Origin of the sequence: Tsuneonella dongtanensis, assembly GCF_001698205.1 — a bacterium.
GTDB classification, from domain to species: Bacteria; Pseudomonadota; Alphaproteobacteria; order Sphingomonadales; family Sphingomonadaceae; genus Tsuneonella; species Tsuneonella dongtanensis.
Genome location: NZ_CP016591.1, coordinates 2,665,250 through 2,690,705 on the forward strand (window position 1 = coordinate 2,665,250; position 25,456 = coordinate 2,690,705).

General features: G+C 60.6%; 22 protein-coding genes. 8 read left to right on the forward strand and 14 right to left on the reverse strand.

What is annotated here, in order from left to right; all coding sequences use genetic code 11:
• Positions 1–3: 3 nt before the first annotated feature.
• From A6F68_RS12985 to A6F68_RS13000, 4 genes are all read right to left on the reverse strand, one after another.
• A complete protein-coding gene (locus A6F68_RS12985; RefSeq protein ID WP_067680951.1) occupies positions 4–696 on the reverse strand; it encodes a hypothetical protein in 693 nt (230 codons plus the stop codon).
• 21 nt (positions 697–717) lie between these two features.
• The gene (locus A6F68_RS12990; protein ID WP_067682676.1) at positions 718–1,089 is read right to left on the reverse strand and encodes a hypothetical protein; all 372 of its coding nucleotides are present in this window, start codon (positions 1,087–1,089) and stop codon (positions 718–720) included.
• On the reverse strand, positions 1,086–2,300 hold the full coding sequence (locus A6F68_RS12995; RefSeq protein ID WP_067680954.1) for a class I SAM-dependent methyltransferase: 1,215 nt from the start codon (positions 2,298–2,300) through the stop codon (positions 1,086–1,088). Before A6F68_RS12995 ends, A6F68_RS12990 begins: the two co-directional genes overlap by 4 nt.
• Before the next feature lie 102 nt (positions 2,301–2,402).
• Positions 2,403–3,041: a hypothetical protein gene (locus A6F68_RS13000; RefSeq protein ID WP_067680957.1), complete on the reverse strand. Its 639-nt coding sequence runs from the start codon at positions 3,039–3,041 to the stop codon at positions 2,403–2,405.
• Positions 3,042–3,117: 76 nt separating this feature from the next.
• Between A6F68_RS13000 and A6F68_RS13005 the strand changes: the two genes are divergently transcribed.
• Genes A6F68_RS13005 through A6F68_RS13015 form a run of 3 tightly spaced genes read left to right on the forward strand, consistent with a single transcriptional unit; the run spans position 3,118 to position 4,792 of the window.
• Positions 3,118–3,876, forward strand: a complete 759-nt coding sequence (locus A6F68_RS13005; RefSeq protein WP_157096743.1) for a hypothetical protein — start codon at positions 3,118–3,120, stop codon at positions 3,874–3,876.
• Complete coding sequence (locus A6F68_RS13010; RefSeq protein ID WP_067680961.1) at positions 3,873–4,166, forward strand: DUF1330 domain-containing protein; 294 nt, start codon at positions 3,873–3,875, stop codon at positions 4,164–4,166. Before A6F68_RS13005 ends, A6F68_RS13010 begins: the two co-directional genes overlap by 4 nt.
• A gap of 11 nt (positions 4,167–4,177) precedes the next feature.
• Positions 4,178–4,792: a chromophore lyase CpcT/CpeT gene (locus tag A6F68_RS13015; protein ID WP_198152610.1), complete on the forward strand. Its 615-nt coding sequence runs from the start codon at positions 4,178–4,180 to the stop codon at positions 4,790–4,792.
• 12 nt (positions 4,793–4,804) lie between these two features.
• On the opposite strand, the gene A6F68_RS13020 is transcribed toward A6F68_RS13015, so the two are convergent.
• Entirely contained in the window at positions 4,805–5,815 is a 1,011-nt protein-coding gene (locus A6F68_RS13020) for an alpha/beta fold hydrolase (protein WP_198152611.1), read from the reverse strand.
• A 46-nt stretch (positions 5,816–5,861) separates the two neighbouring features.
• On the opposite strand from A6F68_RS13020, the gene A6F68_RS13025 reads away from it, so the two are divergent.
• Genes A6F68_RS13025 through A6F68_RS13035 form a run of 3 tightly spaced genes read left to right on the forward strand, consistent with a single transcriptional unit; the run spans position 5,862 to position 9,501 of the window.
• Complete coding sequence (locus A6F68_RS13025; protein ID WP_067680967.1) at positions 5,862–7,718, forward strand: outer membrane protein assembly factor BamB family protein; 1,857 nt, start codon at positions 5,862–5,864, stop codon at positions 7,716–7,718.
• Positions 7,718–8,800, forward strand: coding sequence for a VOC family protein (locus tag A6F68_RS13030; RefSeq protein WP_067680970.1), 1,083 nt, complete (start codon positions 7,718–7,720; stop codon positions 8,798–8,800). Before A6F68_RS13025 ends, A6F68_RS13030 begins: the two co-directional genes overlap by 1 nt.
• 47 nt (positions 8,801–8,847) lie before the next feature.
• Positions 8,848–9,501 carry a TetR/AcrR family transcriptional regulator gene (locus A6F68_RS13035; RefSeq protein ID WP_067680973.1) on the forward strand — a complete coding sequence of 218 codons (654 nt, stop codon included), beginning with the start codon at positions 8,848–8,850 and terminating at the stop codon, positions 9,499–9,501.
• Positions 9,502–9,504: 3 nt separating this feature from the next.
• Here the strand turns inward: A6F68_RS13035 and A6F68_RS13040 are convergent, their stop codons facing one another.
• The 5 genes from A6F68_RS13040 to A6F68_RS14770 form a co-directional block, all read right to left on the reverse strand.
• Complete coding sequence (locus A6F68_RS13040; RefSeq protein ID WP_067680976.1) at positions 9,505–10,269, reverse strand: SDR family NAD(P)-dependent oxidoreductase; 765 nt, start codon at positions 10,267–10,269, stop codon at positions 9,505–9,507.
• Positions 10,266–11,591 (reverse strand): alpha/beta hydrolase family protein, encoded by a 1,326-nt coding sequence (locus A6F68_RS13045; RefSeq protein WP_067680978.1) that lies wholly within the window; start codon positions 11,589–11,591, stop codon positions 10,266–10,268. Before A6F68_RS13045 ends, A6F68_RS13040 begins: the two co-directional genes overlap by 4 nt.
• Entirely contained in the window at positions 11,591–14,002 is a 2,412-nt protein-coding gene (locus tag A6F68_RS13050; protein ID WP_084001830.1) for a TonB-dependent receptor, read from the reverse strand. The genes A6F68_RS13045 and A6F68_RS13050 overlap by 1 nt, the downstream gene beginning before the upstream one ends.
• 489 nt (positions 14,003–14,491) lie before the next feature.
• A complete protein-coding gene (locus A6F68_RS13055) occupies positions 14,492–14,686 on the reverse strand; it encodes a helix-turn-helix domain-containing protein (RefSeq protein WP_067680983.1) in 195 nt (64 codons plus the stop codon).
• Positions 14,683–14,889 carry a helix-turn-helix transcriptional regulator gene (locus A6F68_RS14770; RefSeq protein ID WP_074428321.1) on the reverse strand — a complete coding sequence of 69 codons (207 nt, stop codon included), beginning with the start codon at positions 14,887–14,889 and terminating at the stop codon, positions 14,683–14,685. The genes A6F68_RS13055 and A6F68_RS14770 overlap by 4 nt, the downstream gene beginning before the upstream one ends.
• Positions 14,890–15,376: 487 nt before the next feature.
• On the opposite strand from A6F68_RS14770, the gene A6F68_RS15080 reads away from it, so the two are divergent.
• Positions 15,377–15,808: a hypothetical protein gene (locus A6F68_RS15080; protein ID WP_157096744.1), complete on the forward strand. Its 432-nt coding sequence runs from the start codon at positions 15,377–15,379 to the stop codon at positions 15,806–15,808.
• Positions 15,809–15,915: 107 nt separating this feature from the next.
• Positions 15,916–16,371, forward strand: a complete 456-nt coding sequence (locus A6F68_RS13060) for a hypothetical protein (protein WP_067680986.1) — start codon at positions 15,916–15,918, stop codon at positions 16,369–16,371.
• 1,115 nt (positions 16,372–17,486) lie between these two features.
• On the opposite strand, the gene A6F68_RS13065 is transcribed toward A6F68_RS13060, so the two are convergent.
• From A6F68_RS13065 to A6F68_RS13080, 4 genes are all read right to left on the reverse strand, one after another.
• Positions 17,487–20,246 carry a M16 family metallopeptidase gene (locus tag A6F68_RS13065; RefSeq protein WP_084001831.1) on the reverse strand — a complete coding sequence of 920 codons (2,760 nt, stop codon included), beginning with the start codon at positions 20,244–20,246 and terminating at the stop codon, positions 17,487–17,489.
• A 133-nt stretch (positions 20,247–20,379) separates the two neighbouring features.
• Positions 20,380–23,214 carry a TonB-dependent receptor domain-containing protein gene (locus A6F68_RS13070; protein WP_067680990.1) on the reverse strand — a complete coding sequence of 945 codons (2,835 nt, stop codon included), beginning with the start codon at positions 23,212–23,214 and terminating at the stop codon, positions 20,380–20,382.
• Between the two features lie 113 nt (positions 23,215–23,327).
• Positions 23,328–24,749, reverse strand: a complete 1,422-nt coding sequence (locus A6F68_RS13075; protein ID WP_067680992.1) for a sensor histidine kinase — start codon at positions 24,747–24,749, stop codon at positions 23,328–23,330.
• Positions 24,749–25,423 (reverse strand): response regulator transcription factor, encoded by a 675-nt coding sequence (locus A6F68_RS13080; RefSeq protein WP_067680994.1) that lies wholly within the window; start codon positions 25,421–25,423, stop codon positions 24,749–24,751. Before A6F68_RS13080 ends, A6F68_RS13075 begins: the two co-directional genes overlap by 1 nt.
• Positions 25,424–25,456: the final 33 nt, after the last annotated feature.

The window sequence follows — 25,456 nt, forward strand, 5'->3', positions numbered from 1 at the left end:
GCCTCAGAACGGCTTCACCGCCCCCAGGAAGCATACCGTCGCGATGGTGATCCAGTAGATGTAGGCCGCTATCCGCGCCTGGCCGATCTCGCGCGCCAGTGCCGCTTCCTGCTCGGCATCGGGACCCGCGGCGAGAATGCGGAAGCGCGCCGTCCAGCGCCGCATGACGAGCCGCAGGAACAACCCGATGCAGAGCGCGAAGGCGTACATCAGCATCTTGGTCGGGTACCAGAAATTGCCTTCAGAAACCTCCACCGGCCCGCTGCCGCCATATGCCATGACGGACACGACGATGATTGCCGCGATCAGGGGATAGCGCAGCAGCTCCTCGGTGCGGGTCACCTTGATCCCGATGTCGGTCTCGCGCTTGATGAAGGCGGTCCAGGTCATCGCCAGCCAGACCGCGAAGAACAGCCACATCAGCCAGATGCCGCCGCCATCGAGCGAGGGCACGAAGCCGTAGAGCTTGCCCATGTGGAGCCCCAGTGGGAGCAGCAGCACGATGCCGGTCCGCGCCAGGATGTCGATGCGGTAGGCGGTTTCCATGTGTCGGCGGCGCTCTTCCAACGGGAGCGCCGGATTGGTCACGTGGTAGCTCGTCTGGAACACCCCCCACTCGCCGCCGAGCCAGTAGACCATCGCGAGGATGTGCAGCCAGCGAAGGATGCTGAGCTCGTTCGTCGTCAGGAATTCCATTTGCCCCTCCCCTTCGGCCCACTATTCGCGCGCCAGTCGCTCGACCCATTCCATGATCGGCGGGTCGTCAGCCTCCATCGCTTCGAGTTCCTGCTGCAGCGCGCGCATGACCCGCGCGATGTAGGCCCGCGTGGCCAGCGCGCGTTCCTCGCCCGCGGCGCGGTCGGGCGCATAGGTCTCGATATCCTCGCGCCGGATGGTTCCGCTCTTCTCGAGGAGTCGCTCGACCGTATCGAGCCGCTCGCGCAGCACCGAAACTTCGCCGACGAGCGCCATCACGATCGACAGCAGGCGGTCGGTCGCGGGGTCGTCGAAGTACTCGGGCCGCTTGCCTTTTGCCCGCTTCCCCGAGCGGGAGATCCAGTCGATCTGTTCGTCCGCGGGATCGCTCACGCCGCGGCAGCCTGTGCAGCGGGCTTCCACGCACCGTACGCGTTCCACACCGCGGCGCGGCCGAAGTCCTCGCCCTCGCCCGACGGCGCGTCGGGGAAGATGTCCCGGTCGACAACCGCGCGCACCCCGATCACAAACTGGCTGTCCTTCGGGAAGCCGGCATCGGCCATGACCTGCTTCAGGTCATGTCCGTGCATCGCCGACCAGAAGGGCTCGTTGTTATTGAACGCGTCCCAGTCGCGCATGAATTGCTCGAACAGCGGCATCTCGTCCGAGTATTGCGGTTGCTCGACGTGCAGGATCAGCCCGCCGGGCGCGAGGACGCGGTGACATTCGGCGAGCAGCCGCGGCATCGCTTTCGACGACAGTTCGTGCAGGAACATTGTCGTCTGCACCCAGTCGAAATAGCCATCCGGCCAGCGCGACAGGTCCTCGCCGCTCGCCTGCACGAAGCGGATGTTCTTCACGCCGAGCCCAGCCGCCCGTGCCGCGCCATAACGCAGCGAGGCGGCAGCCGTGTCGATCGCGATTACCTCTGCGTCGGGAAAGGCCTGCGCGATGGGAATGGCGTTGTGGCCCACCGTCGCCCCAACATCCAGGATCCGCAGCGGTTGCCAATCAGGACGCTCCCTGCGCGCCCAAGCGGCGACTGCCTGACCCCCGCCGTCGTTGAGCCCGCCGAGCTGACCTCCAGTGGTCGCGAAGATCCCGACGTCGTAGTTCGCGCCGACGGACACGTCGCCGGGCCGCTCCTCCGAGTGATAACCGCCCGGCTGGCAGTGGATGTCGACCGCGGTCTGATAGAATGGCTGTTCGACCTTGGGATCGAGTTCGAGCTGTCCCGAGTGCTCGTTGAACTGCCGCGCCATCGCATCGAGCGCGTCGAGCTGGCGCAGCACCACCTGGCGCCCGTTGTGCTGGCGCATCTCCATCGAATTGCGCTTTAAGCCGGACCAGAACCGGTGCCACGGATCACGGTTCATCGCGTCGCGGACTTCGTAGCGATGCTCGGGATCGCGGCCGTGCTCGGCGCGAAAGGCCGGAAGCACGCGTTTCTCGTAAGCAAGCCGGTTGCCCGCGCCGATCGCTCCCGACAGGTACTGGTTGAGCCCGGCGAGGAAGTTGAACCGCGCCGCCTCGTCGTGCGAGACGTCCGGCAGCATGGGGTGGCGCGTGAGCGCGGTGAACGGCGGAGGAGGAGCGGCGGTCATCGTGATTCCGATCGCATAATTTGTCCGGACAACTTTCCCGCTCGGTACGTGCTTGTCAAGCGGTCACGCGATGATGCGACAGTCGCGGCAGCGCGGCAAGCGTCAGTCGGCGCGCGAACAACTGCCCTGTACCCAGCGCAAGTTGATGCCGATCAATTTCGCGCTCGGGTCCGCCCAGGAATAGGACACGGCTTTCTCTGGCGCATCCGGTTTGATCACGTAGAGGACGAGCGATGGCTTGTTGGTCGACGGCGCCGGCCAGACGACCTGGCGCAAGCGGAAGATTACTTCGGGCGCCCCGCTGTCGCCGCCTCCCGCGGTTACCCGGCCACCCTGGTCGTGGACCGACATCTTGCTCGCGAAGACGAGATCGTCGCTGCCGTCGGGCTTCTTGGCGAACTTCGGGATCGCCATCCAGCATGTGAATTCCTGGCCGCGCCGCAGTTCGGTCGCAGGGCCTGAGGCGCTGGGCATCATCCAGCGTCCGTCGGAATCTCGCGTCAGCCTTGGCACCGGCAGCGGCGCCCATTCGCCCTTGGGGGCGCGATACGCGTCGACCCGCCGCCATTGCCCGCCGGAAACTTCGATCCCTGTCCAATCGAGCGAGGGGCCACCGCTATCGGCAGTGAAATAGCGATCCTCCTCGTTCGTCCAGTAGCCGTCCGGTAGCCTCGCATCGGGCGGAGAAGTCGCGCCGCAGAGCAACAGCAGGAGAGGCGAAACGATCGGCAGGATGCGCATTCCGGATTGGTAACGCAGATACCGGCGATTGCAAATATGTCCGGACAACTTTAGCACGTGCGGAGGGGAGATGACGATGCGCCCGCTTGCCGCCTTGTTCCTGTTCCTATCGGTGCCGCTCAACGCCGAGGACGGTCCGCGCGAAATCCTGGAAAAAGCGATCGAGGTCGCCGGTGGCGAAATCTGGCTCGCCCCGCGAACGCTGGTGCTCGAAGGGACCGCGGATTTCTACGCGCCGGACAAGCCGGGCGTTGCCTCGCGCTCAGACGATTACCGCATGTGGCGCGCGATGGATCCCGACCGCAAGTCCGCGCATGGAGCGGACGGGAAGGTCCGCATCCTAGCCCGCAAGGGCACTACCACGATGTTCGAAGTCGGTTTTGACGGCGAAACGACGTGGAACGACAAGGGCGTGGTCCCCAAGGCGGAGGCCGACGCATACTGGGCGTCGAACTTCGGCTTCGGCGTGATCCGCCAGGCCCTGAAGGACGGGTTCAGGCTCGAGAGCGCACCAGGCCGCACGATCGACGGTCACGCACTCGACATGATCCGGGTGATCGATCCGGGCGGGCAGGCGACGCTGTTCGGGATCGACCGCGAGAGTCGATTCATCCGGTACATGGGTTTTGCCACGCCGCGCGGCTGGCATGAGCGCGTGTACGACGATTTCGTCATGCTGAAGGAGCCGCGGTGGCTTCAGGCCCGCGAGGTCACACTGTTCTACAACGGCGTACGCGCCAACACCGTCCACTGGAAGGTCGCGCGAGTCAACGATGACCTGCCCGCCGAGACTTTTGCTGTTCCGTCCCGCTTCAAGGAAAGGGTTTCCCCATGACCGCCTGGCTCGTCATCACCGCCAAGGTCCACGACCGGGCGACCTTCATGGCCGGATACGCGCCCGCCGCTGCGCAGCTGGTCGCACAGTTTGGCGGAGAATACGAAATCCGCGCGAGGGGGGTCGAGACACTCGAAGGAGCCAGCGTCGATGGCGCGTCGGTCGTCGTTTCGAAATGGCCCGATCGCGGCGCGGCGAAAGCGTTCTGGGACTCGCCCGAATACCGCGAGGTGGCCAGGCTGCGCGAGGGCATCGCCGATGTGACGGTCCTCCTCGTATCCGACGACTAGAGAGGCCCGCAGTGTCGCTCCTTCTTCTTGCCGCGGCGATGGCAACTCCCGACCCGGCTCTCGACTACGCCCAGGCGGCGGTTGGGGTCTTTTCCAGCGAAGAGCAGCACCGCGCCGATCCGCGCTACGACTGGGCCGAGGCGCGTGTCGTCCGCATATGGCCCGATCGTACCGATGGCGTCTGGCTCTACCAGCAGCAGGCGATCATCAACCAGGAGGGGCGCACGCCGGACGAAGCGCGCGCGCGGCCCTACTTCCAGTTCGTTGCCCGCGTACGCGCGAACGAGCCGGGTGTCCTGCGGCGAGACAACTACCGGGTCCGCGACGGGGCGAAATGGCTCAATATCGAAGAAGCAGCAGATGCAGCCGGTCTGAGCCCAGCCGACCTCGCTCCGCCTTCGTGCCACAACCGGCTCGAGAAAGTGGCGATCGGTACCTATACCGGCCGCACCGAAAGCTGCGAGAACGGCTACAAAGGCGCAGCGCGGATGCAGAGCCTCTCGATCACCACTGTAGACGCATATATCAACTGGGACCGGGGCTTCGATCCAGCCGGTGGGCTCGTGTGGGGTCCTGCTTCGGGCGGCTATGTCTTCAAGCGGATCGCGGAAGGATCGGCGCGCTAGACGCAACAAACGCTAATCCTTCGGGCATTCCCCCCCAGGCAACCCGAGAAACCGACCGAGCGCGGCATTCGCCTCGTCCGGCTTCTCGAACGGAGTCCAGTGAGCAACACCGTCGATTTTCAAGGCGGTGAGATCGCCCGCGTGCCCGCGAGCGCGCAGCGCCATGTCGTCTACGAATGTGCGATCCTCGCTTCCCTCGACCAGCAAGGTCGGCACGGGTGTCGAAGCGCCCACGGCAGGCCAGGAATCGCGCGTGAGATCGATCGCATCGAAGGGGGGCATGTTGGCGCGATACCACGCCATTCCCGCGTCGAGTGCCGCGGGGGTCAGCGCCTTGCGGAACAATTCGCCCTCGGCTGGGGTGAGGACGCCGCGATCGACCATGTGCCCGTAGGCCGTTTTCCAGATCCTTGCATCGATCCCGCGGGCGCTAATCGTCTCGCGGTCGAGCGAGCGGAACGTGTTCATGTAGCCTGAGCGCGCGCGTTGCTCCGGATCGCCCGCCGCCATCTCGAGGAAGAGGTCGTAGGGGGGTGCGCTGAACACGGCGAGGCGCTCGACCTTGTCCGGCTTCCATTCGGCATAGGACCAGACCAGCGCCCCGCCCCAATCGTGGCCGACGAGCGTGACCTTGCCACCACCGCCCAGTTCGTCGACGAGCGCGTCGAGCCGAGCGGCCAGCCGGCCGATGCGATAGGCCGCATCCTCCCCGGGCCGTCCGGACAGGTTTGCCCCCGGCGCGTCGATCGCGATCACGCGCCGGCACGTCGCAAAAGCCGCCAATTGGTCCGCCCAGACATACCAGGTGCTCGGGAAGCCGTGGACGAACAGGACGACGGGGCCCTTCCCGCCTTCAACGTAATGGATGCGCGCTTCGCCATCGCCGGACCAACCTTCGCGAAACTGCGACTTGCCGACGCGGGCGTTGAGCAGTTCCACCCCGCCATCGACTGGTTTCACAGGCGGCGACGGAGTTGCGCACGATGCGAGCAGCAGGGTCGCGGCGAGATGGCGGATTGACACGAACACTCCTTATTATATAATCCGTCAATAATCTGTCGGAGGGGCGATGCCAAGGCAAATCATAACCGCGATCATCGCGATGTGCGCCCTCGTCGCATGTTCGCGAGCACCTGCCGGCGATGAGACTACTCTAGCGCTCGCACCGAGCGGACAGGATGCCTTCGCCGAGCGCCTCTACAAGGAAAATTGCGCCGCTTGCCACGACAAGGGCATCGGCGGCGCACCCAAGCGCGCGGCGCTCGAGGCGCGCACTCCCGCATTCATCAAACAGGCGCTTTTCGCCGGGGTGATGAAGGCGCAGGGCGCCGCGATGAAGCCGGCGGAGGCTGCGATCCTTGCCGAATACCTTGGACGCAACGCCCGGCCTGCACAGGCCAGCGCCGGGCCGAAGTGCGACAAGCCGCTTCGCCTGACCGGGGCACCGCTGTGGAACCGCTGGGGCAACGGGCTTGCCAACACCCGTTTCCAGCCTGCGGCTGCCGCTGGACTCGAAGCAGGCAATATCGGGGAGCTCGAACTCGCATGGGCCTTCGGTTTTCCCGATGCGCAACGGGCACGGTCGCAGCCCGCGGTAACGAGAGAGGCCATATTCACAGGCAGCCAGTCGGGCCGCGTCTATGCGCTCGATACCGCGACCGGATGCGTCCACTGGACCTTCGATGCCGCTGCCGAAGTGCGCAATGCGCCGGTGATCGGAGCCGCTTCCGGCGGCAAGAGCCGGACGCTCTACTTCGCGGACTTCGCGGCGACGGTCTATGCCCTCGATGCCGCCACGGGAAAGGAACTCTGGCGCAAGTCGGTCAAGGACCATCCGGATGCGACGACGACTGGAAGCCTGGCCCTCCACGCAGGGATTCTCTACGTCCCCAACTCCTCGACCGAAGTCATCAGTGCATTTGACGACAGCTATGCCTGCTGCACTTTCCGCGGGGGAGTCACGGCGCTGTCGGCCAGCGACGGACGCAAGCTGTGGCGCTGGTATGCGACCGATCCGCCGAAGCCCGCCGGCAGGAATTCTGCCGGCGCGACGATCATGGCCCCAAGCGGCGCACCGGTGTGGTCGACGCCGACGGTCGATGCCAAGCGCGGATTGCTCTACGTCGGCACGGGTGAGAATTACACTTCGCCCGCCAATGGCAATAGCGACGCGATCGTGGCGCTCGATCTCAAGAGCGGCAAGCCGAATTGGGTCCGCCAGGTAACCCCAGGCGACGCCTGGAACGCCGCATGCGGCCGCCAGCCGGGCGCCAACTGTCCTTCCGAAGACGGGCCAGATTTCGACTTCGGTGCGCCGCCGATCCTCGTGAAGCTCGCCTCGGGCAAGGACATGATCCTCGCCGGTCAGAAGTCTGGAATGATCTACGGAATCGATCCCGAAGCTGGAGGCAAGGTCATCTGGCAGCAGCGCGCCGGCATGGGCGGGTTCAATGGCGGGGTCCACTGGGGCATGGCAAGCGACGGCCGAAGCCTGTGGGTCGGCATCGCCGATACGCCGGGCAACAAATATGCCGAGGGACCGCCGCAGCCGGGTCTCCATGCTTTCGACGCGGCAACGGGCAAGCCGCTATGGTCGCGGATCGAGAAGCCGACCTGCGGTCGCCCCGAGTTCGCCTGTGCGCCGGGCCTGTCCGCCCCACTCACGGCGATCCCGGGCGTGATCTTCGCCGGAGCGCACAACGGCCGCCTCATCGCCTATTCGGCAAGCGACGGAAGGCCGCTGTGGTCGAGCGAGACCAACAAGTCCTTCGCCACGGTCAATGGCGTTTCCGCCAAGGGCGGCACGATCGACGGGCAGGGCCCAGTGGTCGCGGGCGGGATGGTCATCGTGAATTCCGGTTACGACAAGTTCGGCGAGATCGCTGGCAACGTGTTGCTGGTCTATCGCCGCAAGGGAGACAGCTGATGAAGACTATCGCCGCGCTCGCTTTGGGTGCCCTCGTTGCCGGGTGCGCGACGGTCCCGGCCGAGCGCTCGCAGGTCGCCCTGGCTGCCCCCGACGCCATCAAGGGCGTCCATCACGTCGGCATAACCGTATCCGACATCGACGACACGGTGGCCTTCTATTCGAAGGCAGTGCCCTACGAAGTCGTCGAGCGGCGCATGGTACCCGCATCATCATTGCCGGCCAGTGTTCTCGGCAAGCGTAGCGGCGCAGTGGAAATCGCGTTGGTCCGGACCCCAACGGTGTTTCTCCAGCTCATCGACATCGACCCGGCGAGCAAGGCCCCGCCCGAGCGCCGCGCGGTAACCGGCCCCGGCTATACCCACATCTGCTTCCAGTCTCCCTCGACCGCGCCGAAATACGATGTGTTCAAGGCGATCGGGCTCGACATGCTGTCGCGCGGTCCCGGTCCTGTCGACCTCGGCGGCTACGGGGTCACCTATGCGTACGGTTTCGATCCCGACGGCATCATGATCGAGATGGAACAACTGGCCCCAGCTGTGATCGCCGCCGACGGCGAACGCGGTGCCCGCCGGACGCAGTTCCCGGCCTGGTCGACGCACATCGCCCAGGTTCCCGGCGACAAGGCGAAGATGGTCGAATTCTACACCAAGGTGCTGGGATACGGCCCGCGACGCGAACTTCCTGAATCGAAGCGCAAGACTTATGACATGGTCGTCGATATCGACGATATCGCGATTTCCGCGAGCTGGTTTGATGCGGGCAATTACGAGCTCGAGTTCTGGCACTATCACAAGCCGAAGACACCGCTCGCCTTCACCAAGCGGATGTTCGATGCGATCGGCTACAACAGCGTCGTGTTCGAGGTGACCGACCTGGCCGGCACCGTCGCGCGTCTCGAAAAGGAAGGTGTAGTGTTCGTCGGCCCCGCCTTCGATCTGGGCGGATTGCGGACCCGATACGCGCGCGATCCGGAAGGCAACGTGCTCGGGTTCACGCAGAACTTGACGGCAGGTCCGTCGCGATCGATCGACGGCATGGTCGAACTCAACAGTCGGGTGCCATCGACGCCGCGCACATGAGCGCGTTCTGCGCTGGATTCCCAACTCCGCTTTGCTACGCTGACGGCATGAGCCGGGCCGAACCCAAGCGTCGTACACGCCTCGATCCCGCGGAGCGCCGCCGCCTCATTCTCGACCACGCGGCCGAGGTCATCGCACAGGAAGGCGTGTCGGCCCTGTCCATGGAGCGCATCGGACGCGAGGCGGGGGTGTCGAAATCGCTCGTCTACAATTACTTCCCCAACCTCAACGAGCTACTGAGCGAGCTGTTGGAGCGCGAACTCCGCCGGCTCCGGCGGATGCAGGGCCAGGCGGCGGAGGGCGCGGAGACGTTCGAGGGTCTCGTCCGCGCGGTCACGCACGTCTACCTCAAGTACATCGACGAGCGCGGCCTCCTGCTCGAGCGGCTGCAGGCCGAACCTCACGTCAGTGCGGTGCACGACCCCACCGAATACGGGCGTGAAACGGCGGTCGACTATCTGACCGAGCTCGTGATGCGCCATTTCGAACTGCCGCGCGACATTGCCCGGGCTGCGACCGACATCAGTTTCGGCCTTCCAGCTTCGGCAGGCGCGTACCTGCATCGCCATGGAATGCCGCGACCGGTTCTCGAGGACCTCACGGTGGCGATGATCATCGGCTCGGTCACCGCACTGAAGACCGACTATATGGCGCGCACCAAGCCCCTGCGGCCCGAACCGCGCATCCGACCGGTCGACTGAGGGCTAGAACGGATAAATCGATTGGCCGCCGTCGATCACGATCGATTGGCCGGTGACGAGATCGCTCGCCCTGCTCGCCAGGAAGACCGCGATGCCGCCCATGTCGTCGATCGTGCCGAGTTTACCCGAAGGCGTACGCCGCAGGCACGCATCGCGGAAGGCCTTGGGCGTGTTGAGGCTCATCTCGGTCTCGATGAACCCGGGGAGTATCGCGTTGACGCGGATACCTGCCGGAGCAAGTTCGACCGCTAGAGCGCGCACCATGCCAGAGACAGCAGCCTTGCTCGTGGAATAGGGGCCGCCCGGCAAGCCGAGAAGCGCTGCGATCGACGAGGTGACGACGAGCTTGCCACCGGACCCTTGCGCCATGAATTGGCGCGCAGCGGCACGAAAGCTCGATACCACGCTGTCGACATTGAGCCGCTGCACGGCATCCCAGTCGGCGGGGGTCATCTCGACGAACGGCTTGCGGGCGCCCGATCCCCCGGCGTTGGCGAAAAGGCTGTCGACCTTGCCGAAGCGCGCCACCGTGGCTTCCATCGCCGCATCGACCGCAGCGGGGTTCGTCACGTCGCACGCGAAGCCCTCTGCCTCGACGCCCAGCTCGCGCATCTCCGCGACCGCTGCCGCATTCCGCCCCTCGTTGCGCCCCCACACGGCGATCGAGGCGCCGGCCCGGGCGAGGCCTCGCGCCATTCCCAGTCCAAGGCCCGCATTGCCGCCGGTGACCACACTTACATGGCCGGTAAGATCGAATTGCCCCGTCATTCCCCTGCTTTCCTGTATTCCATCGTCATCCCGGCCGCCCTGCCGCGGTGGAAACCGCGCCAATAGCCGGGCTGAGCATCCCCTGCGGTGGTGCCATCATACAGAGCGCCGAACGGCATCGGCCAGCGCCCGTCATTCGAATTTGCACAAGGCACCGCGAGATACTTCGCGGCATCGGTCTTGCCTTTGAGTTCGCTGTCCAGGAAGGCGACCACGAAGTGAGTGACGACCTGGTTCAACCGCTCGCCGCGCCATACCGGATCTCCGAACCAGTCGATGATAGATGCAGGCGCGTCGACCGGAACCGGCTGCGCATTGCCGGCGACGTTATGCCCTGCTTCGCGAAGCGTAAGCATGTACCGATCTGCGCCCTTCATCTGCTCGAACAGCCATGACAGGCCCTCGGCATAATTGACGACCTTGTCGTCGCTTCCGGCGATGACGAGTGACGGCACACGCACATTCGCAATATCTTCGGCGGTCCAGGCCCGACTTTCGGGTTGAGCTCCCCAAGGCGCGAGAAACACTGCCGCGCCGAGCTGCGGCGCAGCGGCGGCAGTGTCTTCTGCAAGCTTGTTGCGGGCGTTGGCAGGCAGCCCGGTGAAAGGCGGCACGGTTACGGCATACCGCCCCCCGGCCGTGCCCACCGCGCCATATCCGCCCATCGAATAACCGAGCAGGCCCACCGGCGCAGTTCTGTCAATCGGCAATCCCTTGGCCGTATCGCCCGCTGTCAGCGCGGCCATGACTGCGCGTTGGTCATGCGACCGCCGCAGCAGTACGTCGCCGAATGCAGCAAGAAAGCCCGGAACGTCTTCGTACCGGGCATCGGCATGATCGATCGAAGCCACGACGTATCCGTGCGAGGCAAGGACTTCGGCGAGCCTGCTAAAATGGGTGCTCCAGCCGCCAAGGCCATGCGACATGACGACCAGCGGGAATTCATCGCCCGCAGGTGGAGGCGCGGAGGGTATCGCCAGCCCGTCTTCCTCGATTAACACTGCGGCCAATTGCGGAGGCTTGAGTTCGTGGGTGTACCGAGCGCGCGCGCCTTTGGCATCGGATGCGGGATAGAACAGCCGAACCGGAACCGTCGCCTCGGCAGGTCCCTGTAGCCCTGGCCGTGCCGGCAAAGTTATCGACTCCACCCGGGTTCCGACATCCCATGCACCCTTGCGGCCGAGGTCGGGTGCCTCGGTGGCGGCCGCCCACGCGGGGACGGCCTCGTGCGCGGACAAAGATGCCGCCGCGCCGGGGGAGAGACCCAGCGCGGCGGCCGCGAGTGCCGTGACGAGCGGCAGCTTCGCCAGTCGCTGCGACATTAGAAGCGGAATGTCCCTTCGATGCCGTAGGTGCGCGGTTCGAGAATGTGGAGCGAGCGGAACCGCCCGACGAGTGGGCCTTCCTGGCTCATGCGGATCACATCGTCGCGATTGAACAGGTTCTTTGCATAACCCCGCAGCGACCATTGCCGGTCGACCGGAGCGAGGAGAAGCTTGAAGTCAGTCTGGCTGTAGCCGTTGAACTGGTCGATCGGCTTCGCGAACGCCGTCCCGTAATATTGCGATTGCTGATAGTGATCGAGCCGCGGGACCAGCTCGAGGTCGCCGCCGAGCGGCATCGCATATTGCACTCCAAGCGAGATCTTCCATGCTGGCGAGAACGGCAGGTCGTTGCCGTCGAGATTCTTGATGATGACCCCGCTTCCATTGCGGAGCGGCTGGCCATTCGGCCCGAGCACAATGACGGCGCCTGGTGCGATCGCGTTCGGATCACCTTCATCGCCCGACTGGAAGCCCTTGATCTGCGTCTTGAGGAGCGAGAAGGATCCGTCGAACTGGAAGCGGCGGCTCGGCCGCGCGACCCATTCGAATTCCGCACCATAGACCTTCGCATCGGTGTTGACGGTATTTGCGCTGGTCACTCCGACCTGGCCGATTTGAAGACCCTTGTAGTCGTAGTAGAAAGCCGAACTGTTCAGCAGGAAGCTCCCATCGAAGGCCTGAAACTTGAGGCCGACTTCTCCGGCGTTGAGGAATTCGGGAGCGAAGGTCGGCACGACGGCACCGCCCGGATTGATGCCTCCCGCCTTGTACCCTCTGGCGACCGACACGTAACCGTTGAGGTTGTCGGTGAATTCGTGGTCGAGGACAATCCGACCGGTCACCACACCCTTCTTGAACTCGCCTGAGATGAAGGGCCGCTCGCCTCCGTTGACCGGATTGAGGAACTGCTCGCGGGTGAGGATGGTCTTCTTGTCATTGCTGTAGCGAATGCCACCGGTCAGGTGCGTGCGCTCGGTTAGGTCGAAGTACACTTCACCGAACAGGCCGAAGCTGCGGGTGGTCGCGGGGTTCGTATCGATGCGGTAGGCCTCGAACACTACCGGAATTCCGGCGGCCTGCTGCCGTGCTGCGAGCGTGGGATGCGTGATGTTGACGAATCGGCTCGACTCGAGATCGAAGTAGTTGCCTCCGATCAGAAAGTTGACCGGTCCGTCGAAATCGGATGCGAGGCGTAGCTCCTGCGACCATTGCTCGGAATCTCCGAAGTCGCGGCGACCCGAGATGATCTGGGTAGTCGTAACCTTCACGCCGTCGGCCAGCGGCTCGAAGGTGATCGGACGCAGCAGCTGCCCCGTCGGCACGAATCTGTCGAAATCGTTCCGGATGTCGTACTTGTTGCGCTGATACCCAGTCAGCGAGGTCAGCGTGATATTGCCGAAGTCGTGGCTTACCTCAAACGAGACGTTCCATTCCTCGATGTCGCGAGCCGGATCGATGTCCTGGTTGATCGTCCGAAGGTCGGTCGGGTTCACGGCGCCCGCGAAATAATCGACCGACGGGGAAGGCAGTGTGCCAGTGACCCGTCCGAGAAGGTCGAAGATCGTGATACGGGAATCCGGAGTTTCGAAGCCGCGTTCGAGTGGCGAGCAACCGATTGCTGCGTCCTTCTTGCAGACGCCCTTTGTCCCGAAGTTGCTCGCATCGTCCTGTTTGAAATAGCCGACCACGAGATTTGCGCGCGTCGCGCCGAGGTCTAGGCCCAGGGTGCCACGAACGCCGTACATATGGCGATCGTCCACATCGTTGCCTGTGAAAAGGTTCGTTGTGTAACCATCGCGGTCGAGGAAGAAGCCCGCAACGCGTGCCGCCAAAGCTCCGCCGAGAGGCACGTTCAATGCGCCTTCGATTCTTTTCGAATCGTAGTTGCCGTAAGTCGCCGTGACATAGCCCTCGAATTCGCGCGTGGGCTTCTTGGTGATGAGATTGAGTACGCCCGCCGTCGTGTTGCGGCCGTATAGCGTCCCTTGCGGACCGCGCAGAACCTCGATTCGCTCAAGATCGAAGTACTCCTGCCCCAGAGCAGGGTCACCGATATACACACCGTTCACGTGGTAGCCGAGGCCGCTTTCGGACGTCGAGGAAATGGCCAGGTTTCCAATTCCGCGGAGTGATGCGCCCACATCCGTCACTGTCAGGTTAGGGACCGAGAAACTGAGGTCGACAGCGTCATCGATGGTCTTGTTGTCGAGCGTGTCGCTCGAGAATGCAGTGACCGCGATTGGCACATCCTGAAGCGATTGCTCTCGCTTCTGCGCGGTCACGACGATGACGGGCTCCTCAGCAGCCGCATCATCCGGCACCTGCTGAGCCATACCCGGTGTTGCCGCCAGACCGCAGGCGAGAGCTGTGAACGACACGGATGCGTAGCGTGAAAGGCTTTTTGCCATCGGTTCCTCCCCAAGAATGCAGGCAGGATAGCCCTTGTTGTATATTTCGTCAATAGAGGGCTCGTGCAGCCTCCATTTTGGGGCAAAAGAAGGCTATATGACCTTCCTTATGCTACAGGTCGTCGTTATGGTGGATTGCCCAGACCGCGAGTCTTCGCGCTTGCGTTTGGAAGGTTTTGGTCGGTCGCGCCGCGGGATGAGGGGTCGCGACGAGTCGGCCGGGTCCCTGCACCCGGAGATGTTCGGACTGTTGAGATAAGTGGGTGGTGGCAGGGCTTGAATCGAACCGGAAAAATAACCCTTTGATATAATCTTGTTCTTGGAGAAAACGCAGACCTACCCCCACACTCTCCCCCACATTTTCGTTCATTTAACGATGGTTCGGTTCAGCGTTTTGGCCGAGAAGCTGAATAAATGGGTGGTCCGCAGAGCGCCTGATCGCAATAAAGGCGCGTTCTGACACTGTCCATTTGCGAGTTCGCGGCCTGGTCAGTTCAATGCCCGATGCCGCTCCACCAGTTCATGAAGACTGGCCGTCGTGACCCGCGTTGCCTTGCCGAGCTTGACCGTCTCAAGTTCGCCACTGGAAATCAGCTCGTAGAGCTTTGTGCGCCCGACGCCGATCATGCGCGCAGCGTCATTGACCCTGACGCAGATCGGCTCGACAGTTTGCTGTCTGCTCATTCTGCGGGTTCCTCTTCACGATAGTGAGCAGGATCGGCAATCCAGCGATTGATAGCTGATTCATGCCAACCCGCGCCGTGCACGCTGAGCTTCACCTGTGACGGGAAAGTGCCCTCGGCGATCTTACGATAGATGGTGGAGCGAGAGAGACCTGTGCGGTCGAGCACGGTCTTTAGTCGGATGATGCGTTCTGTATTGGACATTGGGCGTTCTCACTTTGACATTGGCAGCCCCTCTATGGAACATAATGAGAACCTTTTTTTGAAAGGTGCAAGGTTCGGGTTCAGTTGAAACTCGGGGAATTCTTCAACGATTTGCACGATTTGAACCGTCTATGGACGATTTGGGACTTTTGCGGACAAACCGGCCCGATGCCCTCGGCTCGGAAGATGTTTTCGCTCCACCCGATTTTGCGACAGGCATGCGCTGATTTGCGACGGCGACGACGGATTTCCGCGCCAACGTTGCTCGATTTTGCGCGAATCCGGTAGAGTAAGTGCCGCTAGCCCGATCCTTGCTGATTTCCCAATTTGCATGGGCGAAAGAATTTTCTGCTGTCGAACCTGGCCGCCCGCAATGACTGAAACTGGGCCGGTTGCTGACTGTCTGCTTCTAGGTGGCTGGCGAAGCAAAACGGCCATTCAGCTTGCGCCCGATTGCGGATCCGGAAGGACTGGCTAATCTGTAATCATGCAACAGGCAGCAGTAGCATATCTGGCCAATAGCACATTGGTAGTCGCGCCGATCATTCAGACTACGGCGGGACTTGGTCTGGAAGTCGAGCCAATCGTTGTTGAGCCGCATGAACCGAGTATCATTGCGGCAGCCTTGTCATCTGCGATTTCCCGTTCAGGGCGTACGGTTCCACACCCAAGCCAGGATGAATGGAAAGGGCTTTTCAAGCCATTTCTGGATGCGGTTGGGGTCAGGAGCAGCAGGGCGTTCATGAAGGACGCCATTCGCGTGGAAATTCGTGTTGCAGGTGACAGGTTGGAGCTAACGCCGCAGCGCAATCTAGGCAGCAACAGGGGCTTTGAGCCATTGACTGATTTGGCGGTCAGCGCTCCTCAAGGCGATTATCCGGCTGCGGCGGCAGCGATATTGTCGATGTTTGGAGGCTAGCGCGCCTCTCTACGTCTCGGTCGCTACGACATCCCATTGCCCCCTCTGCGGCAAGCGGAGGAATTCGCCGTGCTGCGATCCTTTTGAAAAGGGGGTATGTCTCAGGCATGGCGATGTCCCCCGAAGATTACGTGTTCGTGTTCGAGCAATATTGTCTTGCGCCGACCAACAAGGATTCGGACACGATCCTGACGCGTCTTCGGGCAGTGCTGTCCTTCTATCGCCATCCCCGGTTTTCGGACCTTGCGGAATCCAAAGGCGACATGCTGTTGTTCCAGTATGGAGTTTACGACTGGGGATCGGGACCATGCTTCGAACTCGATTTGAACCGGCAGTTCATTGAACAGGAGCGGGATGATGATGACGATGTCTTCAGTCAGTTTCACCTTAACTGCTACTACGCCGCTGATGAGAGATTGACGGCGTTGGGAAAGGACAGCCGCTGGTGTCCAGACCTTTCTGAACTCGACCAGTTTGCCGTGTGGGTCGAAGGCCACACTGTGCTGGCTGCCGTTGCCACGCTGTCGCGTCTAAGCACTGAGGTCACTTGCGAACTGCTCTAACTGCGGACCGGTTAGCGGCCCTGAAATCGACAGCAACTGGGCCGGTTGCCGACTGTCAGCTTTTTGCCGGCCGAGTGGTAAAGCAGGCACATCGTTTTCAACACAATCAATCGGCTGGGACATGGTCACGTAGTTCGTGGAAAGCGGATGTTCCTGCCGAATTGTCTACGGCCCACGAGGACTGTCTCAGGTCGGGGACCCATGAAAGCATAGGGCAGGCATTTCGAGCGAGACTTGCCTGCCCTATGCTTGAGCGCGTTTGATTGGATTTGGGTCTCCAGGCGGGACTCGAACTCACGCTAAAAATCGGGACCTTTACGACGCATCCCGTTGCGGATGGGCTGGACCAAGCCGATGCACCAGCGTGACAATCCGGCTGTGAGCCGCAGATCGTAGCTGGGGGTATCGCCTGATTTTGCATTGCCCGAGAATACCCAAAATACCGCCACAAGGGCCTCGGCTTCAAGCGAACACATGCAGTCGCATACGGCCCCAAGCGGACTGGCGTGGCAGAACATCTGCTATCGAAATCAGGGATTTGGTCTGAAAATCCGGACGCATACGGAAGCAAGCAAACCTATGCGAACGCCATTTCCTGGTAGCGGAGGAGGGACCAAGCAGAAGTGCCTAACCCCTTATTGTTACTACCTAACCTTAGCGAAAGACCGGAAATTACCGCCTCCAATACCCCCTAAATGGGCATTTTGCGCCAAGTAGTTCCAATAGTGCGATTGAGCGATCCAAAACGTGATCATATTATGATTTGCCTTGCGCCGAGCGCCAAAATCCGGACCGGGAGCCGGCGGTCAGCTTTTGGGATGGTCGTCTTAAACCAGACACAACGACAACCGCTTGCTTCTCGAGACATTGGACAATTGAACCTGGATGGCGGCCGTCATTAATAGAAGGCTATTGCTCATATGTTACATCCCTCAGGCTCCGAAGGGCACGCATACCGATTTCTGTTCGCAAGCGGTTCAACTCAGCTGCTGGTTTTCGTGTCGAGATCGTATGGCTGATCAGCTCTGGCGCGGTATCCCGCTGCACTTCCTGCAACTCCATGTTCCGACGGCTCATCTACTCGGACGAGAAAATCTTGATCTCCAAGTTGCCGACTATCGAACGACGTTTCCGTCGCTGTCGAGAACACTTACAGGGCCATACCCTAAGGCTCTGACCTCATGTTCGATTTTTGTCAGATCACCGATGATCAGCCATGTGAGCGCATCGGGATCGATATGCGTTTCTGCGGCGGAGCGCACTTGGTCAAGCGTTATCGCATCATACCGTACGATATCAGCGGCGCGATTATCATACGGCAATCCAAAGCGTAGCGAGTACGAAATCGAAGACTGCACGGAACTCTTCGATGCGGTCACAGACGCAACTCTGGATTTAGCCTGAGTGATACGAGTGGCTAATTCCGCGTCAGTCACTTGGCGCTCGCCAACAAAGCTCCGCAGTTCTGCCAGTACCTCCTTCATTGCCGGTACTGTCTTGTCGGTTTGAACGCTTCCTCCGATCGTGAGGTACTGGTCATCGCTTGGGTGTGTCTGGAACTGCGAGCCGTAACCGTAAGACCACCCCTTCTCTTCGCGCAGATTGGCCCCTAAGCGCCCAAGGGTTCCGCCCCCCAACACTTCGTTCATTATTCCCAGAGTCGGTGCCGTAGCGAGGTCGAACTTACCGACAGGAATGACAGCGTATAGTGCGCTTTGTTCCGCGTCCGGCTTATCTATCAACCAGATTTTCGGAGATTTTTGCACCGCAGCGAGGGCTGGCATCGCCTGCGGCTCCAAGCCGCTTCCTGTGCGCATACCAAAGGGACGCGAGAGCATGGTCTGCACTTCCGCCTCGTTAACGTCGCCCGTGATGACGATACGCATGCGGCTGGGGTCGATTTCGCGCTTATGAAACCGTTCGAGATCTTCGCGCGTGAACCTTTCGATGTCCTTGGCCACATAGAGCCGCTCAAATGGTGTCGCATCGCCATACACCGCGCGAGGCAACAGCGTGTTGACGGTATAAGATGGATCGGCATCGATCATCTTGTCCGATTCGATATATTGCGTTTTTACCTTTTCGAGCTCTTCGGCTGGAAAACTGGGTTCGAATATCACTTCTGCAGCCAAGTTGAGAGCTGGCTGCAATTGATCGGTGAGCGAAGTGAAAGTCGCGCCGGAAAAATAGTCCATCATCCGGACCTCGAGATCGATGGCCGTTGCGTCCATCGCATCCTGCAGCTGGGTTTTCGATTTGCTGCTCGTGCCCGAAGTCATCGTCGCGGTAACGAGATTTGAGAGCAATCTTTCGCCCTCGCGCTCCGACTTGAAGCCGTAACCCAGGTCGATCATGACCTGCGCCAGGCCGGATTTATCCGTCGGCGCGATATAGACCTCGATTCCATTGGCGAGCTTGTAGGGTTTCACGACCGGGAAAATTGGGGTGCTGAATGCTATTTCTGCCTTTGGAGGCTGCGTGCGATCGACAAGCGGCGCGGCTTGGCTAAGGCTGGGAAAAGGCCGCACGATCGCTTCATAGGGGTTACGGGTCAGCCATTTCCCCGCCGCGTTCTTGATATCCGCAACCGAAGAGGATTGCGCGAGGTGGAAGAAATCGAGGAACGCCGTGGGATTGCCGGTCGCGATTGCCGCTTCGCCCATCTCAAGCCCGACAACAGGCATATCTGCGAACCTGTTGAGAAGCTCCATGCGGTTTTTGAGCTTGTAGTTGGCGAGCCAGCTTTCATCAGGGCCGTTTGCAATGAATTTGGTGATCTCATCATCGATGATCCTGTACACCGCATCCGGATCAATCCCTTCCTTCAAGTACGCCGAGATGTCGAACTGGCTGGCCACTCTCCCTCGGCTGACTGACGCGTTCACGTAGAGAGCCAGGTCAAGCTCGTCGACGAGCCTGCGATGCAGGATTGAATGCGGATTGCCCGCCAGCGCCTTGGCGGCGACATTGAGCAGGGTTGTGTCGCCATTGCTCAGCGATGGAATCGTCCATGTCCTGCTGACCAGCGTCTGCGCAACCGAATCGTATGATTCATCGCGGCGGCCAGCCGGGATCTCCGGGACCCATTCGGTCAGCGTGTGAAGTGGCTTGCCGACCGGCATATCGCCGAAATAGGCTGCAACCTTTTGCCGCGCCGTCGCCAGATCTATGTCCCCTGCCAGGACCAGCACGGCATTGCTGGCGCCGTAGTAGGTCTGGAACCATTCCTTAACATCCTCAACACTGGCAGCATTCAAATCGTCCATCGAACCGATGGTGGGATGGCGATAAGGATGCCCTGCCGGATAAATTGCCTCAAGTGATTGATAGTATGCGGCCGAATAGGGCCGATCCATCCCCAGCCGCTTCTCATTCTGGACCACGCCGCGCTGTTCATCGAGCGATTGTTGCGTGATCCCTCCCAGTAGATAGCCCATCCGGTCGCTTTCGAGCCACAATGCTAGGTCCAGTGCGCCGGTCGGCACGGCCTGGAAGTAATTGGTGCGATCCTGATTGGTGGTGCCATTGGTCCAGCTTGCCCCCACCTCATTCAGCTGCTCGTAGTAATCGCCTTTGCGGTGTTCGGTCGATTCGAACATCAAATGTTCGAACAGATGCGCAAAGCCTGTTTTGCCGACCGGCTCGTTTGCTGCACCCACACCGTACCACACGCCAACGAAAACCTCGGGCGCGCTACGATCGGTATAGACGATCGTGCGCAGCCCATTGGGCAAGGTAAATTCTTCATAGCCGATACTGACCTTGCCGGCTTCGACCACAATTCCAGGGGCATCTTCCGCAAGCGCAACATGAGACATTGCAAGCGAAGAAGCACACAGAGCAAGAGCCAGCGTGCGGAACGATTTGTTGATCATAAGAGGCTCCGTTGGTCGTAGAAACGGGGGCTAGACTGGCTTGCTTGCGGGATACTTGCAGGCAATTTGAAAAAGGAGGCCGGAGCTGCCCTGACGGGTGCCCCGGCCATACTCATAAATTTCAAAGTACTGATTAAAAATCGAAACTTGCTGACGCAAACAGCACGCGTCCGCGCAGATCGACCCGCGCGGCATCGTAAGGAATGCCTGCACCGTTAAGGGCAAAGGGGAAATCGGCATTCAGCAGATTCCGGGCCCCGACCCTCAAGGTGAGCCCGTTGCCAAACTCGCGGCTCGCCGAAAGGTCGACGACGAATCGGTCATCCACATCCGGCACCGTGATCAGCGAAACCGGCCCCTGCAAATCGTCAAAATTGCTGTTGGTGTAGCCCGGGGTGTAAGTGCCGACGAAATCGGCAGTCCACGGCCCCTTGGTCCAATTCAATGAGGCGATGACATTGTAACGATCGACGCCGCGAATATCGCCAACGCGGCTGACCTTTCCTGACCCCGGAACTGCCTCGTCATACTGCCGGAGGACATAATTGACATACAGACCGGGTCGGAAAGTGCCACTATCGGTCCCAATCAGCCCGTTGATCTCGAAATCGAGATTGTCGCTCACGCGGCGGCTGATATTGATCGCTGTGTTTACGACTTCGATCAGCACACCGTTGGGGTCGCGAATGAAAAACTCGTCGAGATTGCCGTATATTTCGGTCGGCAGAAGATTGCGCAGCTCGAGATTTCGAGCAATGCGATCCTTGAAATCGAGATGCGAGTAATTCACGCGCACCATCAATCGGCTATCGCCGAGCGGGTAAGCGGTGACGCCCAACGAATAGTTCTTCGAGCGCTCCGGTTTGAGGTCAACATTGTTCAGGTCAGTATAGATGACCGGAACGAACGCTCCGGTAAGCGGATCCTCGTCGAAGGAGGGAAAGGAGTCCGCGAAAGCGCTGAGCACATCGGTGGTGTTGGGAGCGCGGAAACCTTCGGAATACTTGGCCCTGATCTCTAGATGGTCAACCGGTTCCCAAAGCATGCCCAGGCTGGCGGTGAGGCTGTCATATTTGACGTCGATGATGTTGGGCTCGAAATCATCATCGAGTCCGTCTGCACCGCGCAGATTGTAATCATCATAGCGCAGCTGTGCGTTGACGGTAAGGCGATTTATGCCTTGCCTCTTGTTAGCCTCGCCAATCAGCGGCAGCGAGATTTCGCCAAAAGCGGAATAGAGTTTACGCTCGGGCGCAGCCACTCCGTACGTATTCTCCGAGGATGAATTGATCCCGAAGAACAGCTGGGACTGAGCGAAGCTCTCGGCGCGATACTCGCCGCCGAGAATGAAATTGACGCTGCCTCCGCCGAGTTCAAATGGCTGACCGCGGAAGTATCCGGTAAAGCTGTCTAGCGTGCTACCTCCGCCCTGGTTGGCGATCGGGATGAGAAATTCCGCGATGCTCGCATTTTGCACCGAGCCGTCCCCGAAGAAGTTGGGCGCGGTCGCCGGGTCGCTGTTCGCCAGAACATCCGCGAGACGGTCGATGAGTGCCTGCGTTTCTGGTGAGACCGGCGAGAAGAATGAAAACGGTGCCGGATTTGCCGAGAACGCGAACTGTTCATTGTACGCGTCATTTTCAGAGTGCGCATATTCGACTACAAAATCGAGAGTGTCGCTAAGGGTCACCTCTGCACCTGCGGCAACACTCCAGAATTCCGTCTCTGCCCGCTGCTGGGGCAGGTCGATGAGGCCCTGCTCCGATTCACGGATGGGCGTGTATCGGACAGCTACATCCTCGCCCGTATTGTTGAAGGCGTTGCTGGCTGGGATCAGGAAGGTGCCGCCAGGAATCTGGTCGATCCGGCGCGTCAATTTCGACTTGTTGTAAATTGCATCGAAATTGAATTGCAGGAAATCCGTCAGCTGCTGCTGGGCATTGAATGTGACCGAGTAATCCCTCGATGCGGCTGTCGCCTCACGCGTAATGAAACCTTCGAAATCGTCGAGCGAAAGAGGCTGCAGCTGGTCATAGGTGAAGTTGGTGCCGTTTAACCCGGGCTGCAGAATGGCGTTGTAGGGCCCGAATGCGGAACATCCGAAGAAGGACAGGTTGGGATCGCAAATGATCGCGCTGCGCTCGCCGGTACCGCTGAAGCCCTGGAAGAACCCGTAATCAAAGGCATTGAAATTCGCGTCCGGGTCACCCGTTTGCTCGCGGAAATCAAGCGAGGTGTAGCCGGCCTTGGCGTTCAAGACCGGGTCGGTTTCGGTGTAGGAGCCGGAGATCGAAACGCTACCGCTCGTCCAGCTTACACCGTAGTTCGCGCTCAATCGCCGCCGGTCGGCCCCCGTGTTGCTGTATTCATAGAGCCCTGTAAGACGTCCGCCTTTATAACCCTTCTTAAGCACGATGTTGATCGTGCCGGCGACGGCATCCGAGCCATACACAGCCGAACCCCCATCGAGATTGATTTCCACGCGCTCTATCGAGGCAGCAGGAATGTCCCTCAGATTGGCAAAAAACTCTGGTTGGCCGGCGGCGCCGGCAATGCGCCTGCCATTGACGAGGACAAGCGTATTGCCGGTACCAAGCCCGCGCAGATTGGCGGAAACCACGCCGAGGCCGAAGTTGCCCAGCAGCACGTCGCGCGGGTCGTTGTCGAGGTTGGTGGCGCTGTTCACTGTCGCGTAGTTCTGCGGGATCGAGCGAATGATGTCTTCCGCGCTAGTCAGGCCGCGAGCTTCAATCTCGCGCGAGGTGATGACCTGCGTGTTCGCCGTTTCATCGCCTGCTTCCATGCGGCTCCCTACAACCACGATGGGGTCTCCCGTCATCGGATCGAACGGCGGCGGGCCTTCGTCACCCGCGTCGCTTTGCGCAACAGCTGCCGTGCTGCCCGAGGCGGCGATGGCTACTGCAATGATCGGAGCCAGTGTCGAAGTGGCGATGCGGCGAATTTTCATAGGTCCCCCCCGTGAGCCTTTGCGAATGGAACACAATTCCACCCATGCATCCGGAAGGTTATAGGGTGCTAGCTTGCAATAAACTTGCGAGGAGGCGCGCTGCTCCAGAAATTCTAAGCCCCTGAAGCATCGATATGAGTGCGATCGTTACGTGGCGAGAAATGCAGCACCAATTTGGTCCCGCGCGTCGATGGGACGATGCGAGCTTCACCGTCATGCAGCCGCATGACGGCATCTACTATCGCCAGACCGAGCCCGCTTCCTCGCCGATTGGGCGGAAATTTGCTGAATGGCTCGAACAGCTTTTCGGCGATCTGCGGGGAAAGGCCTGGCCCTTCATCTTCAACAACCACTTCACGATTCGCCGAAACAGTCACGACTACCTTGCCGCCCTTGGGCGTGACAGAGATGGCGTTATCGATGACATTGGTGACCGCGCTATCAACCATAGCGGCATTGCCGTGAATTTGGCATGGCCCTGGGCAGGCAACAAACTCAAGTTCCACTCCATTCTCATGCGCGAAAACTGCGCGGTGGGCGCAAGCCTTGCGGCCAATGCTGTTCAGGTCGATCCGCTCCTTGGCTAATTCAACCTGATTGGCCAACTTCGTCAGTTTCAGAAGTTGCTCGAGCAGGCGCGCCATGCGGCGAACGTCGCCCTCCATGGCCGAACGGGTATCGTTTTCCGGCAATTCGGCCATGCGCGTGCGCAGGATGGTGAGCGGTGTGCGCAATTCGTGGGCCGAAGCCGCCAGAAAAAACCGCTGCCTTTCCGCCTCGCCACGAACACGCGCAAACAGCTCATTCAGCTTGCGGACCATCGGGCGCACTTCGATCGGGATCCCTTGTTCGGGTAATTCGCCATCCCGGCTTTCAATAAACTGATGCGCTGCCAGTTCGACCACCTTCCGCAGCGCATTTATCGACCGACCGATCACAAATGCGGCGACGACGAACAAAAGCAGGCTGAGCCCCAACCGCTCGATCAGGTTGAGCTTGAACATTTGCCAATAGGCCGACAGCAAGTGACTTTCGGTCTCGAGCGGAACCTTCAATCCGGATATCTGGAAAAATTCGCCTTTCGGAGTGCATGCTGTTGCCGAAGCCAGCGACAATCCATCATCCTTGCGACCGTAGAGGTAGACTGCAGAGCTCGTATCGCACACTTCGTCTGTGGTCGAACGAATAATGGAGAATCCTTGAGGGTTGGGAACCGCAAATTCCTTCGGCCTGACCCCGATCAGAAATTCCCTTTCAGCCACACGCCCGTAGATATTGATTTGCGGATTTAACTCCACCACTTCAGCCACCAGGTTGTTCGCCAAGATCTCGTCACGCGTGCGATTATTCTCCAGCCCGTCCATAACCGCGAATCTCACGCGGGTCATGGTGGCTGGCGCTTCTTGGCCGGTGCGATCCAGTAGAGATATTGCGGGGATTGCAAAGACGGTGAACAGGAACAGCCCGAGCGCGAACGCGAACAAGATTGAGAGCTGTGCGATCAAGGAATTTCGAATTGCGGCGAACATCCGCATCAGTCGCTTTTCCTTATGAAGTAACCTACCCCGCGCACTGCATGAATATTCACTTCGGCGCCCCCATGCTTCAGTTTTGCTCGCAAGCGCGAAAGGTGCGACTCGACTACCGTATCCTGAACGTAGTCATCGTAGCCATAAAGAGAGTCCAGCAACTGTTGACGTTCCACCACCCGATCGGGCGAGCGCATCAAGGCTTCGAGTATCCCGAGTTCTTTCTTCGAAAGAATGAGCGGCTTGCCGGCGACCTCGACACTGCGAATGTTATGGTCGAATTCCAGATTGCCGATACGCACGAGGCGCAGTTTCTCCGGCAATGGTCGACGCAAGGCAGCGCGCATCCGGGCAAGCAGTTCCTGAGGTTCGAACGGTTTGACAATGTAATCGTCAGCCCCGCTGTCGAGGCCTTCAACGCGGTCGTCTAGATCAGCGAGCGCTGTAACCATCAGGAAGCGCAGGTTCAGACCGCGACAGCGCGCGAAGGCGACGAGATCATCCCCGTGCCCGTCTGGCAGGCAGCGATCAAGCAATACAATGTCATAAAAAGTTGACAGGATCGCTTCTTCTGCCGTCACAAGATCTTCTGCTATGTCAACGACATATCCCTCGCGCTCGAGAATGCGCGCCATTGCCGCTGCTATTCCGGGCTCATCTTCAACCAAAAGTATTTTCATTAAGGACCTATTCGACAGCTAGCTTGCGCCAAG

What these genes read in the sequence shown, in the direction of transcription:
- A6F68_RS13025 (WP_067680967.1), top strand. Translation starts at nt 5,862, where the DNA reads ATGCCAAGGCAAATCATAACCGCGATCATCGCGATGTGCGCCCTCGTC.
- A6F68_RS12985 (WP_067680951.1), bottom strand. Translation starts at nt 696, where the DNA reads ATGGAATTCCTGACGACGAACGAGCTCAGCATCCTTCGCTGGCTGCAC.
- A6F68_RS13005 (WP_157096743.1), top strand. Translation starts at nt 3,118, where the DNA reads ATGCGCCCGCTTGCCGCCTTGTTCCTGTTCCTATCGGTGCCGCTCAAC.
- A6F68_RS13055 (WP_067680983.1), bottom strand. Translation starts at nt 14,686, where the DNA reads ATGAGCAGACAGCAAACTGTCGAGCCGATCTGCGTCAGGGTCAATGAC.
- A6F68_RS13030 (WP_067680970.1), top strand. Translation starts at nt 7,718, where the DNA reads ATGAAGACTATCGCCGCGCTCGCTTTGGGTGCCCTCGTTGCCGGGTGC.
- A6F68_RS13080 (WP_067680994.1), bottom strand. Translation starts at nt 25,423, where the DNA reads ATGAAAATACTTTTGGTTGAAGATGAGCCCGGAATAGCAGCGGCAATG.
- A6F68_RS15080 (WP_157096744.1), top strand. Translation starts at nt 15,377, where the DNA reads ATGCAACAGGCAGCAGTAGCATATCTGGCCAATAGCACATTGGTAGTC.
- A6F68_RS13050 (WP_084001830.1), bottom strand. Translation starts at nt 14,002, where the DNA reads ATGGCAAAAAGCCTTTCACGCTACGCATCCGTGTCGTTCACAGCTCTC.
- A6F68_RS13075 (WP_067680992.1), bottom strand. Translation starts at nt 24,749, where the DNA reads ATGCGGATGTTCGCCGCAATTCGAAATTCCTTGATCGCACAGCTCTCA.
- A6F68_RS13065 (WP_084001831.1), bottom strand. Translation starts at nt 20,246, where the DNA reads ATGATCAACAAATCGTTCCGCACGCTGGCTCTTGCTCTGTGTGCTTCT.
- A6F68_RS13040 (WP_067680976.1), bottom strand. Translation starts at nt 10,269, where the DNA reads ATGACGGGGCAATTCGATCTTACCGGCCATGTAAGTGTGGTCACCGGC.
- A6F68_RS13000 (WP_067680957.1), bottom strand. Translation starts at nt 3,041, where the DNA reads ATGCGCATCCTGCCGATCGTTTCGCCTCTCCTGCTGTTGCTCTGCGGC.
- A6F68_RS12995 (WP_067680954.1), bottom strand. Translation starts at nt 2,300, where the DNA reads ATGACCGCCGCTCCTCCTCCGCCGTTCACCGCGCTCACGCGCCACCCC.
- A6F68_RS13070 (WP_067680990.1), bottom strand. Translation starts at nt 23,214, where the DNA reads ATGAAAATTCGCCGCATCGCCACTTCGACACTGGCTCCGATCATTGCA.
- A6F68_RS13060 (WP_067680986.1), top strand. Translation starts at nt 15,916, where the DNA reads ATGGCGATGTCCCCCGAAGATTACGTGTTCGTGTTCGAGCAATATTGT.
- A6F68_RS13045 (WP_067680978.1), bottom strand. Translation starts at nt 11,591, where the DNA reads ATGTCGCAGCGACTGGCGAAGCTGCCGCTCGTCACGGCACTCGCGGCC.
- A6F68_RS14770 (WP_074428321.1), bottom strand. Translation starts at nt 14,889, where the DNA reads ATGTCCAATACAGAACGCATCATCCGACTAAAGACCGTGCTCGACCGC.
- A6F68_RS13010 (WP_067680961.1), top strand. Translation starts at nt 3,873, where the DNA reads ATGACCGCCTGGCTCGTCATCACCGCCAAGGTCCACGACCGGGCGACC.
- A6F68_RS13035 (WP_067680973.1), top strand. Translation starts at nt 8,848, where the DNA reads ATGAGCCGGGCCGAACCCAAGCGTCGTACACGCCTCGATCCCGCGGAG.